Raw genomic sequence first — 17512 nt, forward strand, 5'->3', positions numbered from 1 at the left:
GCAGTTCGTTGTCGGTGTTCGTTATTCGCCCGAAACGATCTCGCTATGACCCGAATTGCGACGGCCTGGAGCCACAATCCTATTAGAGGTTTTCTCTATAATTGATATTTAATCTATCGGTGGTCGTATGTCTGAGTCTGGCCTGAAGGCGATCCTGGAACGTCTTGGTCTGCGCCAAAGCGAGTTGGCTCGTTTGATTGATGTCAGCGCGCGCACCGTTAGTCAGTGGGCGACGGGGGATGTTTCGCTGCCAGGGCCGGTGGCTGCGTATCTTAGGGTCCTACTAGCATTGCCGCCGGAACTCCTCGCGGAAGAGTTTGCCCGTCTGGAAGGGAGGAAGCGCATGTTGGATGAAGGAATTTATAGCCTTACCTGCCGGGTAAACGATTGCCAGATCGCGGAAAGTGACGCGGCGCTTGCTGTTTTAAGGAACGGGAAAATTCTAGGGTCCGACCGGCAAGGGGGATTATTTACGGGCTCGTACGAATATGATGCGGCTACGCAGCGGAATAAAATGCACGTTCGGTTACAGGTGCCGCCCAACGGAGTTTTGTTTACGGGAGGCGGTGCTGGTCCAGGAGGTGCCGTGGTCGATATTGTCGGGGCGTTTGATCGCGCGGCCCCAGCCTCACATGCCATCGTGGATGTCAGGGGCGAACAAGTCGAATTGCAATTGACGTACCTGGGGCCTCTGCCCAATTAGCGTGCGGGGGCAGAACAAGGTTCAGAATGCAGATTGAGATATGACGAAAAGTGCTGGCCGAGTGTTGCTCGGGCGAATACGCGGAGCACATGGAATTCGCGGTGACGTGCTGGTTCACTCTTTTACGGAGCTACCGGAAGCCATCGGGGACTATGGCGAACTCACAGATTGCGACGGTGGTCGTGCATTACGCCTCAAGGTGCAGCGGGTGACGCCGAAAGGAGTTATCGCGCGTGTGACAGGCGTGAGCGATCGGACGGCCGCCGATGCCCTCAAAGGCGCCGAGCTGTGGGTTGATCGCGGGCAATTACCCGATGCTGAGCCAGGCGAGTTTTATTATGAGGATCTCGCGGGACTGAAGGCGTTCGACCGCGACGGTGCTCAGTTTGGCGAGGTCGTCGGTGTCGAAAACTATGGAGCCGGCGATCTTCTGGAGATTCGGCTGAATGGCGTGCGTCGGACGGAGCTCGTCCCTTTCAGCGAGGCTTTTGTACCCGAAGTCGATATTTCGGCCGGAAAAGTTATCGTCGCGTGGCCGTTGGAGTTCGAGATCGCCAATGAGGCGAAGGATTCGGACGAAAACGAATAGGTGCGTATTTCCGGCCCTGTGTGACCTTAAAGGGGTTGGCCCTGTAAGAGACGAGGTGGATTGCCGGTCAGTCCGGCAGCTTCTTTGACGAAGGCGGCTTTTGCAATAGGCAAACGGTCGACGAGGCCGAGGCCGGCTTCACGCAAAGATCGCAGCAGCGTTGTATCGTTTGAGAAGAGGCGGTTAAGGCCGTCAAATGCTGCGGTGGAGAGCGTTGAATCAAACCGACGCCAGCGTTCGTAGCGCTCGAGCGCTTGTTGGTCACCCGCGTCGAGACCTACGCGGACGCTTTCCGTTATTGTTTCAGCCAAAGCGGCCACGTCGCGAAGTCCAAGATTTAAACCTTGTCCGGCAATCGGGTGAACACCTCGCGCCGTGTCGCCGACAAGCGCCAGTCGAGGTGCGATAAAACCTCGGGCTAAATGCATCGAAAGCGGCCATGAAGCCCGGGTTCCGACTAAAGAGAGTTCACCGAGCTTGTGACCAAAACGCCGGGTAAGCTCATCCAAGAAAGTCGTGTCGCCCATGCCCATGAGGCGATCGGCTTCCTGGCGTTCCTCAGTCCAGGTCACGCAGCTGCGATTGCCGGGTAATGGGAGAACTGCGAAGGGCCCTGACGGCAGGAAATGCTGGACGGCGCGGCCATTGTGCGGATCTTCATGGGCGACGGTCGTGCAGATACCGGACTGTTTATAATCCCACGAGATCAGCCCAATGCCCGCCAAGTCGCGGATCTTCGAGCGCCGTCCGTCCGCTGCCACCAGGAGGCTGCAGTTAAAGATGCGGCCATCTGCGAGCGTCACAGTGAGGCCGCCCGGAATTTCATCGAACGACGCTGCTTCAGCTCCAGATATCCAGTCGACGTTCCTGGCTTCCTTTGTCGCTTGGCGTAGCGATGCTGCGATTAACGCGTCGGGCACAATGAACGAGGCAGGTTCACCGTCATCGAGGTGGTTGTCATATGTGAGTAGGACGGGGCGAATGCCGGCTTCGAGGCTTGAATCCGTGATTTCAATTTCGCTGACGGGCTGTGCGTTGTCGGCGATGCTGCTCCAAATGCCGAGTGTCTCCAGCATGCGTTTCGAAGCGGATGACAACGCAAACGCGCGTGGACTCGTGTTGGGGCGCGCAGGATCTTCGGATCCCGGGTTGCGATCGAGAATGGCGATAGAGAGGTCCCCACGCAGCGCTTGGGAGAGAGCGCAGGCAAGGCTCAGCGCGGTGTAGTTGGCACCGGAAATGACGATGTCGTAGCGTTGGGTCATAGGGACTCGTAGGTTCGCAGTGTTAGATGTCTCTGGTGAGGGCGTGCTTGCCCCGTGTTCCGGCGTGTGCGAAAGGGTTGTGGTACCTGAATATTGTCTCTCTTCTGCCCCTTGGGTAAGCCATTCCGACGCAATGAGCAAAGACGTAGGGTCGATTACGACTGAGCTGCTTTCCATTCTCGATCTTGAGCGGCTTGAAGACAATCTCTTCCGGGGCGTGAGTCTATGGGAGGGATGGCAACGGGTTTATGGCGGCCAAGTGCTCGCGCAAGCGCTAACCGCAGCTATTCGGACAGTTGAGCCTGCCCGGCAGGTACATTCATTACATAGCTATTTTCTTCTGGCTGGTGATCCGCAACATCCCATCATCTATGATGTCGAGCGGCTGCGTGAAGGTGGGAGTTTCTCGACACGCAGAGTCAAAGCCATACAGCATGGCGCCGTTATCTTCATAATGAGCGCTTCCTTCCACAAGGCGGAGGACGGTTTTGAACATGCCGCCGAAATGCCGGATGTGCCTGGCCCCGAAAAGCTGTTGAGCGCCAGTGAGTTAGTCGCAGACAGAATCAACGAAATTCCTGATTCCATGCGAGATTATTGGAGTCGGCCGCAGCCATTTGACATGCGTCCGGTCGATATTTCCCGCTATCTCGATCAGACCGCCCGGCCGCCGCAACAGTCGATTTGGATTAAGTCGACAGAGGCGCTGCCGGAAGATCCGGCGGCCCATCAGGTGGTGCTCGCTTACGCATCTGATTTTACCCTGCTCGATACGGCTTTGATCGCGCATGGCAAAACCTTGTTTGATACAGATGTCCAGTTAGCGAGTCTGGATCACGCGCTTTGGTTTCATAGACCGCTTCGCGCAGACGAATGGCTTCTCTATGTGCAGGATAGCCCGAATGCTTCAGGTGCTCGCGGTTTCTGCAGAGGGCAGGTGTTCACGCGTGAAGGCGTCTTAGTTGCATCGAGTGCGCAGGAAGGTCTGATGCGCCGGCGATCAACTAATTTCTCGATCCGGTGATCAAGTTGTGCATAAATTTTATGCAATCTAGGTCGTTTGCGTAAAATTTAATCATAATGGTGGTGGCCAATCCGTCATCACCCGGGGCGCGCCTCAAATATTATCACACGATTTCATCGCTTTAGATCGAAATTTCGAATCTGGCACAGCTCTTGAGTCTTAACGATCCGGTAGCTGAGGGCCCTTGGGCTTTCGGTCGTCCGCGGCGGGTGCGACCGTCGTACCGCAATTTCATATTGCTGGTTCAGAACCGTTAAACGGGGTCGAGCATGAAATTACTGACTGCGATAATAAAACCGTTCAAGCTGGAAGAGGTGCGTACCGCGCTCACCGACCTTGGACTTCAGGGAATGACGGTAACCGAGGTCAAGGGTTACGGTCGACAAAAGGGTCATACAGAGATCTACCGCGGCGCTGAGTACGCTGTGAGTTTCCTTCCCAAAATCAAAATCGAAATCGTTATCCCATCCGACCAAGTTGAGAAGGCGGTTGAGGCTGTGCAGACCGCAGCCAAGACCGGTCAGATCGGCGACGGCAAAATCTTCATTTCACCCATCGATCACACCGTTCGCGTTCGTACCGGCGAGATCGATGTGACGGCGCTTTGAGTAGCAGGAGGGAATCTGAATGAACTTCTTTAAATCTAAGCTCGGAGCCGGACTGCTCGGAGCCGGATTGCTGGGCCTGATGATCGAACCAAGTGTGGCTCAAGAGGCCGCAGCTGCGGCCGCTGATCCTAAGACTGCTGCTACGGCGGCAAACGTTGACTACGTCTTCAACACGCTGCTCTTCCTTATGGCCGGTTTCCTCGTGATGTTCATGGCGGCTGGTTTCGCAATGCTCGAAGCCGGTCTTGTCCGTTCCAAGAACGTCGCTATGCAGTGCACCAAGAACATCGCGCTGTACTCGATCGGCGGTATCATGTTTTGGCTCGTCGGCTACAACCTGATGTATCCTGGCGAGTCATGGATCATTGCAAATTACATTGGTGCGATTGCGCCGGTTTCCTTGCCTGATCCGGCCGCGGATACCGCCAACGCTTATGCCACCGGATCCGACTGGTTCTTCCAGATGGTGTTCTGCGCCACCACGGCATCGATCGTGTCTGGTACGCTGGCAGAACGCATCAAGCTTTGGCCGTTTCTTATCTTCATCGTGGTCCTGACGGGATTCATCTACCCAATTCAGGGTTCCTGGGAGTGGGGTGCAGGCTGGCTCGATGACATGGGCTTTTCTGACTTCGCAGGCTCGACGCTTGTTCACTCTACCGGTGGCTGGGCCGCTCTGGCCGGTGCTCTTCTGCTCGGCGCACGGCACGGCAAGTACGGACCTGACGGTCAGGTCAACCCAATGCCTGGTTCCTCCATGCCATTGGCGACGCTTGGTACGTTGATCCTGTGGCTTGGCTGGTTCGGCTTTAACGGCGGTTCTCAGCTTGCTCTTGGTTCGCTTGAGAATGCTTCGGCCGTTTCGCGCATCTTTGTGAACACCAACATGGCTGCGGCTGCGGGTGTCATGGTTGCTCTTCTCATGACGCAGATCATCTACGGCAAAGTCGATCTGACCATGGGCCTGAACGGTGCCCTGGCTGGCTTGGTGTCCATCACCGCTGAGCCACTGGCTCCTGCTATCTGGCAGGCGGTTGTTATCGGCGCCGTCGGCGGTGTGATTGTCGTTCTTACGGTCCCGCTGCTCGACAAATTGCGCATCGATGACGTTGTTGGTGCGATCCCTGTTCACCTCTGCGCAGGTATCTGGGGTACGCTGATCGTCGCTTGGACCAACGCTGAAGCAAACCTCGCCGTTCAGGGTCTCGGCGTCGCTGCTATCGGTGCCTTCGTCTTCCTGGCGTCCTTCGTGATTTGGGTAATCCTGAAATTCACGATTGGCATCCGCGCATCGCTCGAGGAAGAGATGCAAGGGCTCGACAAGGCGGAAATTGGTCTGGAAGCGTACCCTGAGTTTGGGGTCGGCAGCCAACGACTCTAAGTGCTCTTTCACTAGACTGATGGGCAGGGACCTCCCCGATCCTGCTCTAGCCTTGACCCGGCATGACGATGCCGGGTCATTTTTTTATAACATCCCAACATCGCCATTTCGAAGATTGGGAGTTAGCGCCAGTGATAAGGGCCGATGTGAAGATCCTGTCCCGGCCGCATCATGCCAACGAGTTGGATCAGGTCGTTCCGGCGGAGCGCGATGCAACCCTCAGTGGGCGCGAAGTCCGGTGTCGCGACGTGTATGAATATAGCGCTGCCTCGACGACGGCTTCGTTGGACGTCATTGTAGCCCACGACGATGATGAGGTCGTACAGGTGGTCGTGGCGCCAAAGACGTTCTGCGCTCGCCCTGTAGGGGTGGGATACGGGGCGATTGTAGTTCGGGTCACAGGGAGCGTCGCACCAACCGTCGGTTGGACGAATTGCCTGCAAAGGTAAGCCTGTTATAGGGCGTTGAATCCGATCGGCGCGATAATAGGCTCGGCGTAGCGCCCAGCGTCCTATCGGAGTCGCACCGTCGCCTTCCATCTTTATGCTTGAGAGGCCGCTGCGGCCTAATGCACACGGAAATTGCCGACTATCGAATTGAACTACGCCGACTGCTGCATGTGCATTCTTAACGTTCACGGTCAATTGACGGAAATGTGGTTCGATGTTCCATCCTTTCAGGTATTTTCAGCGCCTTGGATCTGTTGGCTGATAACCAGCTATTCGACGGCGAACCATTGTTTTCCCAGGTTGTCCGGTTACGTACAGTGACAACAACCTGCGGCATTGGCGCAGGACGCATGCGGCGGTTGAACCCTATGGTATCAGCACGACAGGTGATAGAATTTATAGAAGCAATCCATTGATATGGAGCATTCATTATGAGCACGGCCCGCAAGATCCTCATTGTCGATGACGATGATGACCTTCGCGATTCCTTAAGAGATCAGCTGTCACTCCACGATGAATTCGAGGTTAGTGTCGCTGAGACTGCGGCACGCGGAATAGAAATTGCCAAGTTCGAACACCACGATCTTGTGCTGTTCGACGTTGGTCTTCCGGATATGGATGGGCGCGAAGCGGTTAAGCAACTGCGCAAGACCGGCTTTAAAAGCCCCATCGTTATGCTGACGGCAAATGATTCCGATGCGGATCAAATCCTTGGTCTCGATGCGGGTGCGAACGACTATGTGACGAAGCCCTTCAAATTCGCGGTGCTTCTCGCGCGGATTCGCGCCCAGCTTCGTCAGCACGAGCAGAGCGAAGATGCGGTGTTTACGATCGGGCCGTATTCCTTCAAGCCTGCGTCCAAGCTGCTGCTCGACGCGAAGGGATCGAAGATCCGGCTAACCGAAAAAGAAACTTCGATTTTGAAGTATCTCTATCGGGCCGGGGAGAAAGTGGTGACCCGTGATGTGCTGCTGCACGAAGTTTGGGGTTACAATGCCGGCGTTACGACGCATACGCTCGAAACGCATATCTATCGTTTGCGTCAGAAGATCGAGACGGATCCGTCCAATGCGGAGCTTCTCGTGACGGAAACAGGCGGTTACAAGCTCGTGCCCTGAGGTACGAGCTTCCCCCTCTATTTGGTTTCCTCAGCAGAGCGCTTGTAAATGTCGTCCGAACGGATGATGTCGTCTTCGCCCAGATAGCTACCCATCTGCACTTCTATCAGTTCCAGCGGGACCTTTCCGGGATTCTCCAGGCGATGCCATTGCGTGGCGACGATGTAGACGCTCTCGTTTTCCCGAACCAGCGATTCCTTGTCGCCGATAACGACCTTGGCTGTGCCTTGCACCACGATCCAGTGTTCGGAGCGATGGTGGTGCATTTGCATGGAAAGCTTGCCGCCCGGTTTGACGTGCAGTTTCTTGACCTGAAACCGTGGCGCTAAGCTCAGGGTTTCGAAAAAACCCCAAGGGCGGTAGTTGCGGACGTGTTGTTCGTGCTCTTTGCGGCCTTCATCTTTCAAGCGTTTGACAATGCCCGATACATCCTGAGCGCGTGTGCGATCAGCGACGAGCAATGCGTCCGGCGTATCGACGATGATGAGATTTTCAACGCCGAGGGTGGCCACGATCGGTTTGTCGGAATGGATAAAGCAGCCTTGCGTTCCTTCCGTTACGGCGTTGCCATTGATGTAGTTGTCGTCGGCATCGTGTTGCGCGACGTCCCACAGAGACGACCATGAGCCGACGTCGTTCCAGCCGACGTCGATGGGCAGCATGGCGGCGCGATCGGTTTTCTCCATGACGGCATAGTCGATCGAAATACTGGGCGCCGAAGCGAATGCCTTTGCCTCAAGGCGGAGGAAGCCGAGATCGGTTTCGGCATTCTGGACAGCTGCGGTTGCCGCTTTGAGAATGCCGGGTTCGAGGTTTGCGAGTTCGTTGATGAACGTCCCGGCCCGCAGAACGAAGATGCCGCTGTTCCAAAAGTAGTCGCCGGAAGCGAGGTATTGTTCTGCGGTCTTTTTATCGGGTTTTTCAAAGAAGGCGTCGACGTGAAACACGCCGTTGAACTCCGTGAACGGTGAGCCTCGGCGGATGTAACCGTATCCCGTATTCGCTTCGGACGGCGTAATTCCGAAAAGAACGAGGCGACCGGATTTGGCGACCTTGGCCGCAGCCAATATACTTTCACGGAAAGCGGTCTCATTGCCGATGATGTGGTCGGATGGCATGACCGCGAGAATGGCCTCGGGATCATTCTTCATTGCGATAAGGGCCGCGGCGGCGATCGCTGGCGCCGTATTGCGGGCAGCAGGTTCGAGAACGATGGCCTGGGCTTCTATCCCGGCAGATTCAAGTTCTTCCTTGATCAGAAATCGATGGTCGTTGTTGCACGAGAGAATGGGTGCGCCGAATCCTTCTTCCGCGGGAAGGCGGCGCAGGGTTGCCCCGAGGAAACTCGTTTCTTGATCATTGAGGAAGCGGATGAACTGCTTGGGGTACATGGACCGCGAGCGTGGCCATAGGCGCGTGCCGGAACCGCCCGATAGGATCACTGGCGTAATCGTCGCCATACCGTTCAACACCTTCCGATTAAGATTTGGGGGAACCGCAGGGGCGGTGAGTGACCGAGCCCTACGCCCACTCTACAGGCCTGACATTACCGAGCTGAAAAAAATTCTCTAACACGATGGTGAACATGACCGCGAATGTGTCAGCGCAGTTAATTTCCGTTTGTTCAGAGCGATGGTTTGGCCACGCGCGTGGGTAGAGCGGGAACCATTACCGCTGAAGTTAGAGAACTTTTCGAGCATTTGCAGCCACGGTTGTTTGATCGAGACCGAAGCATGTTAGTTTAACGTTTGTTGGCTCTATTGACGTTCTCAGCGTGAGACGGTTAATCGAGCTGGAGAACCTCGCATAGATCTGGTCATCTTGGCGAGGACGTGGTCAGGCCCCGTAGCTCAGCAGGATAGAGCATCAGATTCCTAATCTGAGGGTCACTGGTTCGAATCCAGTCGGGGTCACCATTTCTTTGGTGCATGCAATCCTATTTGTGCCTTGGCCCGCCCCCGGTGCGGCCGCGCGATTTGCGCTCGATCGTCTCAACTGTACTCTTTGAGAGCGCCAACTTCTTTGGCGCGTTGATCTGGTCGTTAAGGACTGTGGATTGACGACCGGTGCGTTGGTTCGTTCCGGCGTGTGTTCGTACGGTGGTCCCAGGGTGAATTGAACCGGAGAAAAGCGTAACCGTTATGACGATACCGATGGACCTGCAGTGTGCCTCAAAGGATTTCGAGAAGTTTCTTGCTGATGCGCGAGATGCATCCGGGCTCACGACGCGCAATCAGACCTACACGATGGTTCAAGGCGTGATGTTGGTGTTCCGTCGTCGTCTTAGCTTGAAGGATGGCATACGCTTCGCCAGCGTGCTTCCTCCTCTTTTGCGCGCGATTTTCGTCAGTGATTGGGACACGGATGAGCCGCAGCGTCCGTTTGATGGTCGGAGCGAAATGACGCGCGAAGTGCAGGCCCTTCGAAAGGATCACAATTTCTCACCGGAGACTTCCATTCGGGATGTCGCAATAGCTTTGCGCAAGAACATCGATGAGGAGGCCTTCGAGCAGGTTATCGCATCCCTTCCGCAAGAGGCATCCGAATTTTGGCGGCGATGAGTTAGCGTCCTGTCGAGTCACCGGCCTTGACAATGTGCAGATCAACCTCCGGCATTCCTCTGCACAAAGACATTGAGTTCTGCAAGCGAATCACGTCCCGTTGTCAACTCTATGATGGGCTGCGGGAGGGCGTGTCCGATTTGGCAGGTAGGCCGGGTCGATAACGCGATACCTTGAAAGGTTGCGCTGAAGTCAAGGGACGCAGATTCCGTATTAAATGCCCCGGGGCATAGAAGGGGCTGAGAAATGAACGGTGGCTCAGGTTTGTGGTTCGCTCGCTTATCGCGGGAGATGTCCAATCAGCTATCAGCACCACCCTCGGTCTCGACGGTACCGCTGCGCTTGCCGGCCAGGCTGGGACTGCTGCGGGAGATTCGCTTGACGTAACGGTCGACGGTGTCACCCAGACAATCACAATTAACGCAGCTGACACGCTTTCAGATATTGCGGCCAAGATTGAAGCGGCGTTTCCAACTCTCGAAGTCTCGGCGACCACTACCGGCACGAACGATACCCTGACCATTGGTCAGGGGGGGTACGGTGATCGACGACTTCACCCTCATGAATAACAATAACACGCCAGTGACTGCGCTCGGATTTCCCGGACCGTTTCCTAGGACCGTCGATGCGTTGTTCGATGATGGTGCTTCGGGCGGCACTGGCGGAGCGGCTGTCGTGCTCGAGGCGACTAGTGATGACACCTTTGAGAATCTCGGGACGATAATTGGCGGTGCAGGAGGTGTAGGCGGTGCTGGCGGGAGCGATGGCTCCGACGGTGCGGGGGCATTGGTATCGTCGGCAGCGATTTGACGATCACGAATAGCGGTACCATCGCCGGAGGGTTGGATGGAGATGTGGCTACCCGCGCAGATGCGATTCATTTTACGGGCGGCACCAACACGCTAATCCTAGAAGCAGGCTCTACGATAACGGGAACGTCGTTGCATTCAGCGCTGCGGACACGTTGTCTTTTGGCGGAAACTCCGACAGCACTTTTGACGCGTCAGTGGTCGGCCCCGGCGGCCAGTACCAGGGCTTCGGCGCCATCGGCAAGATCGGAAGCGGGACCTGGACGTTTACCGGCGCCGGGACCTACACAGTTGACACCACGGTCGACGATGGAACCTTGCTGGTGAACGGCTCGCTTGCCAGCGAAGTGATGGTTGGACCCGGTGGCGTATTGGGTGGCAACGGTACTCTCGGCGGCGGTGTGATCAATAACGGTACACTGGCACCAGGTAATTCGATTGGCATCGGTCTCAGAGCTTCCACGATGATGACGTTCGGCAGTGTTACGGCTGCTGCGCATGGTCTGCTCGGTTGGCGCCACGCCTTCGGCGACACTGTCCCACTGTCCCACTGGCCGCGCACAGTGTCGTCGGCAGCGGTTCTTTTTTAATTGCCGGAGCTCCTATTGCCGATGACACAGCGCTTATCGAGGCGGGTATCGACTTCAATCTTGCTGTAAACTCCAGCTTGAACTTTTCTTATTCCGGCCAGCTTGCCTCGGACGCGTACGATCACGGAGTGAACGCCGTTCTCTCCGTGCGATTCTGATCTGCGGCCCGAAATCCGAACTGGCTGCCGCTGCCGGAATGGGGGCGATGGGGCTTTGTCGGCGTTCTATTTTTTCGAGCGGAATGAGTGCAGGGCCTCAAGCCACCGGATAAAGAACGGTTGATTGTCGACGGGCTCGTATTCGGGCCCAAGATAGAGGCCAACCGCTTTAATGCGTCCCGAGCCGTCGATGTCGCGGACAATCAAATCCATACTCCCGAAATCCACGCGGTCGCCGGGTTCGGGTGGCCCTGACAGACGGTCTTCCATGTATTCGGCAATGGTCAATTCTGAACCAACCTTTGAACGCACACCATACATGTCTGCCAGCCGCTCCAACGGCTGCGTTGGGTCCAGCTGGAATTGCCCGAACAGTGTCGGATCATCTTCATCCACGCTCGTTGCGGCGCTGGCAAAGAGACGGTCGAGCATTGGGACGAGACGCGGTGGCGTGAAGATGTAGATATGGTCGCCGGTCTGGAGCCGTCCGGCATCATGCAATCGTAGGGAAGCGCCATCGCGGAGAATGAGCGATGGCCGGGCCCATCGCGGTAACCTTGCGCCAGTTGCGATGGGGCTGTCGGGGACGATACGGTAAGATACAAGCTCATGGGATGTGCCGCCGGGGAGCTCGAGTTCTATCTTTTCCAGCGGACCGGTTTTCGGTGGCACGATCTGCCCCAGCCAGCGGGCGACCGGACGTATGGTCCAACCCTGCAGAAGCAGTGATACCAGCACCGCAATGAATGTAATGTTGAAATACAGCTGGCTGCTTGGCAGGCCGCCTGTGATTGGTAGCACGGCAAGCAACACCGATACGGCGCCGCGCAGGCCGACCCAGGAAATGAACGCGGTATCCTGTGGCCGATAGTTGAAGGGGAGTAGACATAACCAGACGGCGATGGGCCGGGCGATAAAGGTCAGCACCGCAGCGACGACAATGCCCTGCACGATGGCGTCTGGAAACTGGGAGGGACTAGCCAACAGCCCCAGTAACAAGAACATTGCGATCTGGAAAACCCAAGTCAGGCTGTCCTGGAATTTACGGAGCGAGATGATGCCGCTGAATTTGGCATTGCCTGCAATGACACCAGCGACGAAAACGGCAACAAAGCCACTGCCGCCGACCATGCCGGTTATACCGAAGCAGAGCACCGCCAATCCCAATGTAATTAAGGGGTAGAGGCCTGCTTCGAGGTTTAGCCTGGTGACCACCTGAATAATTACGAAGCCCCCCAGTACGCCGAATGCCAAGCCCAACCCGGCTTGTTGGAACGCGGTTATTGCGAAGGCGAGCAGCCCTGAGGGTGTATCAGGACGTGCGAGAAGTTCGACAAATACGGTGGTGAGTAGGATAGCGATCGGGTCGTTCGAACTCGATTCGACTTCCAGAGTCGAACGCACGCGGTCGCGGATTGTCACGCCACCGACGCGAAGAAGGAAGAAGACCGCGGCGGCGTCCGTCGATCCAATAATCGAGCCAAGCAACATGCCTTCCAGTAATGAGAAGCCGAAGACAAAATGTGCGGCGAGCCCGACGATACTGGCGGTGATGACCACGCCTGCAGTTGCCAAAAGTAGGGATGGGCCTGCCGAGAGCCTCAAGGACTGCAGTTTGGTGTTGAAACCGCTGTCATAGAGGATGATGGCGAGGGCTATGCTGCCGAAGAAATAGACGGATTCTGCATCGTCAAATTGGATACCCCCTATACCGTCTTCGCCAGCAAGCAGGCCGATGGAGAGGAAGACGAGAAGAAGCGGGGCACCGAAGCGGAAAGCGATGATGCTCGTCAATGCCGAAATAATCAGTAGTGAAGATCCTACTATGATTATTCCGTACATGGACGTCAGCATTGCGTTCTCGATCTCCTCTCCGGCTTGTTCATTAAAGCGATCCGATCTCGGCGAGCGTATCGTCGCAAACCAACAGTCGGAAGTCCCGTTAGGACGACAGACCAGCGACGTTATCGATGCGAGGAATGCCCGAACTATCGTACGTGACCGTGCGGTTCTGTCTAGAGGTCAGAACACCGTGTTACTGGGAAAAATGCGCACGGTTACTGGAAGTTTGAGAAAAATTGAGGCTCTTGCCGGGGGACGAGGCAGAATTGGGAGATTGATACGCAGTTGAATTGAAATTGAACTGAGGCGCAGCAGGGCGAAGCGATTGTGAGAACAACTTCCGGAGCGAGAAAGGATTGACCGGCGTTGCGCCGGTCTCCGTGGCATCAGACTTCTCTATGCGGCAGCAGGACCGGGGTCCGTATCGTCCGTCGGTGGAAGTGTGTCGATGGTTCCTTCAACCTTGACGACGGTCATGGATCGGCGATGACCATCACGCGTCATCCATGAAATAGATTGCCCTTCGGACAGTCCAATGAGGGCCGTGCCGATTGGTGTCAGAATCGAGATCTTTCCTTCCGCGATATCGGCCTGGCCTGGAAAGACAAGTGAGACCCGGCGCTCGCGCCCGTCGTCGGCTTTGTAGAGGACGGTTGAGCCCATCTGCACCGTTGTCGGGGGAACGGATTGAGCGGGAACGACTTCCGCACGCTCCATTTCGTTGAGCAGTTCTTCGGCAACTTCCGGCGCTCGATCGAGTGCCGTTGTCGCGAGTGTCGTCAGGCGGCGCTGATCTGCGTCACTGACAATGATGCCGGGCTTTTTTGGAAATTGAATGGTGTCGGTCATGGCTAGGCGCACCTTGCGATATTTGTCCGTGGACTTGTCCTACGGTTCAAATGAAATGGTTGAGGCGGTTGCGCACCGAGGCCGATATGCGGAACTTTCCGCTAAGAGCAATTGCGTATCGGAAAGACGCGCCCCAGGCTCGGAGGGTGCGCGTTGGCCGAGCTGGGGTTACTATTCTGCGATGAGCAGAATCCGAAGCGCACGTGGCGCACTAATGCTGGCCAAAGTTTTCATAACGATCAGTTTGGGGTTTCCGCGACTGTTGTCAAGCCAGAGCTTGCAGTGCTGTTTCTGGGCCGACTGCAACGAAGTTTAGATCGTCGCAGGAAAAAAAGGCTGAATTTGGCAGCGGACAAGCTGAGGTTGGAGAGGCGATCCTCGCCAACTGCCAAGCTCAGCTTGCGTGCCGATGTGAGATCAGGTCGTCTCTGAAGTTTGTTTTCTTCCGGTCGCTCGGTGGAAGCGTTCTCTCATCTTCTGGAAGATCACGTAGAGCGGTGGCACGATGAAGATGCCGAGAATACTCGCGCCAAGCATGCCGGCCAGGACCGGGACGCCAACGGCAAACATGCTACCGGCGCCGGGCCCACTCGCTAGTACGAGTGGGATCAGACCCATGATAAACGCGATACTCGTCATCATAACCGGCCGGAAACGCAGGCGGGCACCGTTGATCGCAGACTCGAGAACACTTTCACCTTCGGCGCGTCTTTCGACGGAAAACGCGACGATCAGAATAGCGTTTTTGGCAGCCAGAGCGATCAACACGACGATGCCGATCTGGGCATAAAGCGTGAAACTCAGACCGACGAGCCACAGTCCAAGAAGTGCGGCGAATATGGCGACAGTTACCGAGAGGACCACGGGAATTGGGATCGTCCAGCTCTCATAAAGGCCTACGAGGAAGAGGAAAGCAAAGACTATTGCGAGTCCGAGCACGATCGGTGTTTGGCCTGCGGATTGGATCTGCTCGAGCGCCTGTCCCGTCCATTCGAACGAATAGCCTGGGGGCAGGGTACTCTTTGCGACTTGCTCCATGACCGTGATGGCTTCACCTGTGCCAATTCCAGGGGCAGCCTGGCCGTTAATCGAGATCGCACGGTAGTTGTTGTAGCGCGTGAGGGTACGGGGGCCGACATCTAGTCGCGCGGTGGCAATGGCCGACATAGGGGTCATTTCTCCGGCGGCATTTTTGACGTACACGCCGTAGATGTCGTCGATAGCGCCGCGGAACTGGCGCTGGGCTTGAATGCGTACCGTCCAGGTGCGGCCATAAAGGTTGAAGTCGTTGATATAATAGCCGCCGAGTGTTGACTGGAGTGCAGCGAAGACACTGGCGAGGTTGATGTTCAACGCCCGTGTCTTATCGCGATCGATATCGAGCCGGACAATCGGTGTTTCAGCGTCGAACGTGGAGAAGACCGAGGTCAATTGAGGTTGCTGGTTTGCAGCCACGATGAGCCCGCGCATAGCCCCCGCCATGTCGGAGGCTTCTTGTCCCTGGAGGGCCTCCAGCATGAATTCAAAGCCACCTACCTGACCAAGACCAGAGATTGATGGGGGGTTGAGCGGTATGAAATTGCCATCCGGAATCGTCGAGAGCTGTCCATAGAGCCGTCGAACAACTGCTGTAGAACCCATGTTCCGTGCTTCGCGCTCGCCATACGGTTTCAAGCGAATGAACATCACGCCCGCGTTGGAAGCGGCGCCGCCTCCGAGGAAGTCGAGACCAAGAATTGTGGTAACGCCGTCGACGGCTGGATCTTTTGAAACGATCGCTTCTGCTTTGGCGGCGGCCTCAGAAGTTCTATTCAGCGACGCACCGGCAGGAAGATTAACGATGGCCATGATGAACCCGCGGTCCTCGTCGGGGAGGAAGCCAGAGGGCGTTTGAGAGAAGAACCAATAGGTCAGACCGGCTACGGCCGCGAGCGCCACGATGCTCAGCATCGCGACCCTGACTGCCTTAGAGACTAGCGCTGCGTAGCCATCCCCGATGTGATCGATGCCGCGGGTGATCCGGCCCATGATGCCTTTTGGAGCGCCGGGTGTCAGGAATACGGCGCACAGAGCCGGCGACAACGTCAGAGCGTTGATGGCCGAAATGACCATCGCGGCCGAAATGGTGACGGCGAACTGCCGGAAGAGGACACCTGATGAGCCGGGCAAGAACGCCACAGGAATGAACACCGACAATAGTACCAGCGTAATTGCGATGACCGGTCCAGCAATCTGCGACATGGCCTTGCTTGTGGCTTCGGCCGGTGTGAGGTGCGGCTCCTCGTGCATGACGCGCTCGACGTTCTCGACGACGATGATGGCGTCATCGACGACGATACCAATGGCGAGAACGAGAGCCAGGAGAGAAATGGTATTGGCCGAATAGCCGAAGGCAAGCAGGACCGCGAACGTCGAAATGATCGCTACGGGAACGGCAATGAGCGGAATGATTGTTGGGCGGAAACGGCCGAGGAACAAAAAGACGACAATAGCCACGAGTGCGAACGCTTCGAGAAGAGTACTGATTACCTTCTCGATCATGGCGCCGACAAACTCAGCAGTGTTGTAAACATACTCGAATTCGACCCCCTCGGGGAACCGCGGTCTCAGGGATTCGAGTTTGTCAGTAACGGCCTGTGCAACCGACACGGCGTTTGCACCCGGTGATAGATACACACCGACAGGGGCGGCGGGGTTTCCTTGATAACGGGCTTCGGAGTCAAACGAGGCGGCTTCGAGCTTGACGTCCGCCACATCTTTCACACGGACGAAGGCGCCGTTTTCACCGCCGCGGACAATAATGTTTGCGAACTCGTCTTCGGACACAAGACGGCCTTGTGTGACGATCGAAAGCTGCATGCGCTGGTCAGAAGACAATGGCGCGGCACCAATGCGGCCCGCTGCGGCCTGCACGTTTTGCGACTGGATCGCTTGGATGACATCCTGCGCCGAGAGATCGAAGTTAGCCAGACGCTCGGGATCAATCCAGATACGCATGGAGTAGTCGCGCGCACCGAAGATGGAGGCATCGCCAACGCCGGGCACGCGTTTGATCTCGTCCAGAATGGAGATGTTTACGAAGTTTGAGAGGAAGAGCTGATCTTTACTGCCGTCAGGTGAGTGGAACAGAAAGACCTGCAAAAGGTCAGTTGAAACCTTGGCTACCGTCAAACCTGTACGGCGGACCTCTTCGGGTAATTTCGAAGTTGCGAGACCCGTACGGTTCTGAACGTTGACCGTGTTGATGTCGGGGTTGGTTCCGAGCGTAAAAGCGACCGTCAGACTGTAAGAGCCATCATTGGACGAGGTCGACTTCATATAGCGCATATCCGAGACGCCGTTGATGGCGTTCTCGAGCGGCTGAGCGATGCTTTCCTCCACCGTCACCGCGTCTGCACCGCCATAGTTGGCGCTGACACGAACCGTTGGTGGGGCAATGTCTGGATACTGGGCGACAGGAATAACAAGTGTAGCGATGACCCCAGCGAGGGTCATCACAATGGAAATGACCATCGCCAGACGTGGGCGACGAATGAAGACGTCAAAAATCATCGCTGAGCGCCGCC

Annotated in this window: 16 protein-coding genes and 1 tRNA gene; 11 read left to right on the forward strand and 6 right to left on the reverse strand. The window is 56.3% G+C overall.

Annotated features, from left to right (window positions below; genetic code table 11):
* Positions 1-127: 127 nt before the first annotated feature.
* Positions 128-703, forward strand: a complete 576-nt coding sequence (locus BLS30_RS05535; protein ID WP_046477098.1) for a helix-turn-helix domain-containing protein — start codon at positions 128-130, stop codon at positions 701-703.
* A 40-nt stretch (positions 704-743) separates the two neighbouring features.
* The gene (rimM, locus tag BLS30_RS05540; RefSeq protein WP_046477096.1) at positions 744-1292 is read left to right on the forward strand and encodes a ribosome maturation factor RimM; all 549 of its coding nucleotides are present in this window, start codon (positions 744-746) and stop codon (positions 1290-1292) included.
* Between the two features lie 26 nt (positions 1293-1318).
* Here the strand turns inward: rimM and BLS30_RS05545 are convergent, their stop codons facing one another.
* Complete coding sequence (locus tag BLS30_RS05545; protein WP_090227097.1) at positions 1319-2557, reverse strand: FAD-dependent monooxygenase; 1239 nt, start codon at positions 2555-2557, stop codon at positions 1319-1321.
* Positions 2558-2690: 133 nt separating this feature from the next.
* Here BLS30_RS05545 and tesB point away from each other — a divergent pair, with 133 nt between their 5' ends.
* The 3 genes from tesB (at position 2691) to BLS30_RS05560 (ending at position 5570) form a co-directional block, all read left to right on the forward strand.
* Entirely contained in the window at positions 2691-3581 is an 891-nt protein-coding gene (gene tesB, locus BLS30_RS05550) for an acyl-CoA thioesterase II (protein ID WP_090227100.1), read from the forward strand.
* A 269-nt stretch (positions 3582-3850) separates the two neighbouring features.
* Entirely contained in the window at positions 3851-4189 is a 339-nt protein-coding gene (locus BLS30_RS05555; protein WP_046477090.1) for a P-II family nitrogen regulator, read from the forward strand.
* Positions 4190-4208: 19 nt separating this feature from the next.
* A complete protein-coding gene (locus tag BLS30_RS05560; RefSeq protein WP_046477089.1) occupies positions 4209-5570 on the forward strand; it encodes an ammonium transporter in 1362 nt (453 codons plus the stop codon).
* 122 nt (positions 5571-5692) lie between these two features.
* Here the strand turns inward: BLS30_RS05560 and BLS30_RS05565 are convergent, their stop codons facing one another.
* The gene (locus BLS30_RS05565) at positions 5693-6109 is read right to left on the reverse strand and encodes a L,D-transpeptidase family protein (RefSeq protein WP_244465008.1); all 417 of its coding nucleotides are present in this window, start codon (positions 6107-6109) and stop codon (positions 5693-5695) included.
* Between the two features lie 341 nt (positions 6110-6450).
* Here BLS30_RS05565 and BLS30_RS05570 point away from each other — a divergent pair, with 341 nt between their 5' ends.
* On the forward strand, positions 6451-7137 hold the full coding sequence (locus tag BLS30_RS05570) for a response regulator transcription factor (protein WP_046477087.1): 687 nt from the start codon (positions 6451-6453) through the stop codon (positions 7135-7137).
* 17 nt (positions 7138-7154) lie between these two features.
* Here BLS30_RS05570 and BLS30_RS05575 read toward each other — a convergent pair whose 3' ends face one another.
* Positions 7155-8597 (reverse strand): mannose-1-phosphate guanylyltransferase/mannose-6-phosphate isomerase, encoded by a 1443-nt coding sequence (locus BLS30_RS05575; RefSeq protein WP_046477085.1) that lies wholly within the window; start codon positions 8595-8597, stop codon positions 7155-7157.
* 379 nt (positions 8598-8976) lie between these two features.
* Between BLS30_RS05575 and BLS30_RS05580 the strand changes: the two genes are divergently transcribed.
* From BLS30_RS05580 to BLS30_RS18410, 5 genes are all read left to right on the forward strand, one after another.
* Positions 8977-9053, forward strand: a tRNA-Arg gene (locus tag BLS30_RS05580).
* Positions 9054-9278: 225 nt separating this feature from the next.
* Positions 9279-9698, forward strand: coding sequence for a DUF2267 domain-containing protein (locus tag BLS30_RS05585; RefSeq protein ID WP_090227103.1), 420 nt, complete (start codon positions 9279-9281; stop codon positions 9696-9698).
* Positions 9699-9964: 266 nt separating this feature from the next.
* Positions 9965-10267, forward strand: coding sequence for a hypothetical protein (locus BLS30_RS05590; protein ID WP_090227106.1), 303 nt, complete (start codon positions 9965-9967; stop codon positions 10265-10267).
* Positions 10260-10508 carry a hypothetical protein gene (locus tag BLS30_RS05595; RefSeq protein ID WP_090227108.1) on the forward strand — a complete coding sequence of 83 codons (249 nt, stop codon included), beginning with the start codon at positions 10260-10262 and terminating at the stop codon, positions 10506-10508. The genes BLS30_RS05590 and BLS30_RS05595 overlap by 8 nt, the downstream gene beginning before the upstream one ends.
* A gap of 196 nt (positions 10509-10704) precedes the next feature.
* Positions 10705-11097, forward strand: a complete 393-nt coding sequence (locus tag BLS30_RS18410) for a hypothetical protein (RefSeq protein ID WP_280140614.1) — start codon at positions 10705-10707, stop codon at positions 11095-11097.
* Between the two features lie 224 nt (positions 11098-11321).
* On the opposite strand, the gene BLS30_RS05605 is transcribed toward BLS30_RS18410, so the two are convergent.
* The 3 genes from BLS30_RS05605 to BLS30_RS05615 all read right to left on the reverse strand — a co-directional run bounded on the left by BLS30_RS05605 (position 11322) and on the right by BLS30_RS05615 (position 17498).
* Positions 11322-13109, reverse strand: a complete 1788-nt coding sequence (locus BLS30_RS05605) for a potassium/proton antiporter (RefSeq protein WP_090227115.1) — start codon at positions 13107-13109, stop codon at positions 11322-11324.
* Between the two features lie 384 nt (positions 13110-13493).
* Positions 13494-13946: a nucleoside diphosphate kinase regulator gene (gene rnk / locus BLS30_RS05610; RefSeq protein WP_046477082.1), complete on the reverse strand. Its 453-nt coding sequence runs from the start codon at positions 13944-13946 to the stop codon at positions 13494-13496.
* A gap of 417 nt (positions 13947-14363) precedes the next feature.
* On the reverse strand, positions 14364-17498 hold the full coding sequence (locus BLS30_RS05615) for an efflux RND transporter permease subunit (RefSeq protein WP_046477080.1): 3135 nt from the start codon (positions 17496-17498) through the stop codon (positions 14364-14366).
* Positions 17499-17512: the final 14 nt, after the last annotated feature.

The organism is Filomicrobium insigne, assembly GCF_900104305.1.
Classification (GTDB): domain Bacteria; phylum Pseudomonadota; class Alphaproteobacteria; order Rhizobiales; family Hyphomicrobiaceae; genus Filomicrobium; species Filomicrobium insigne.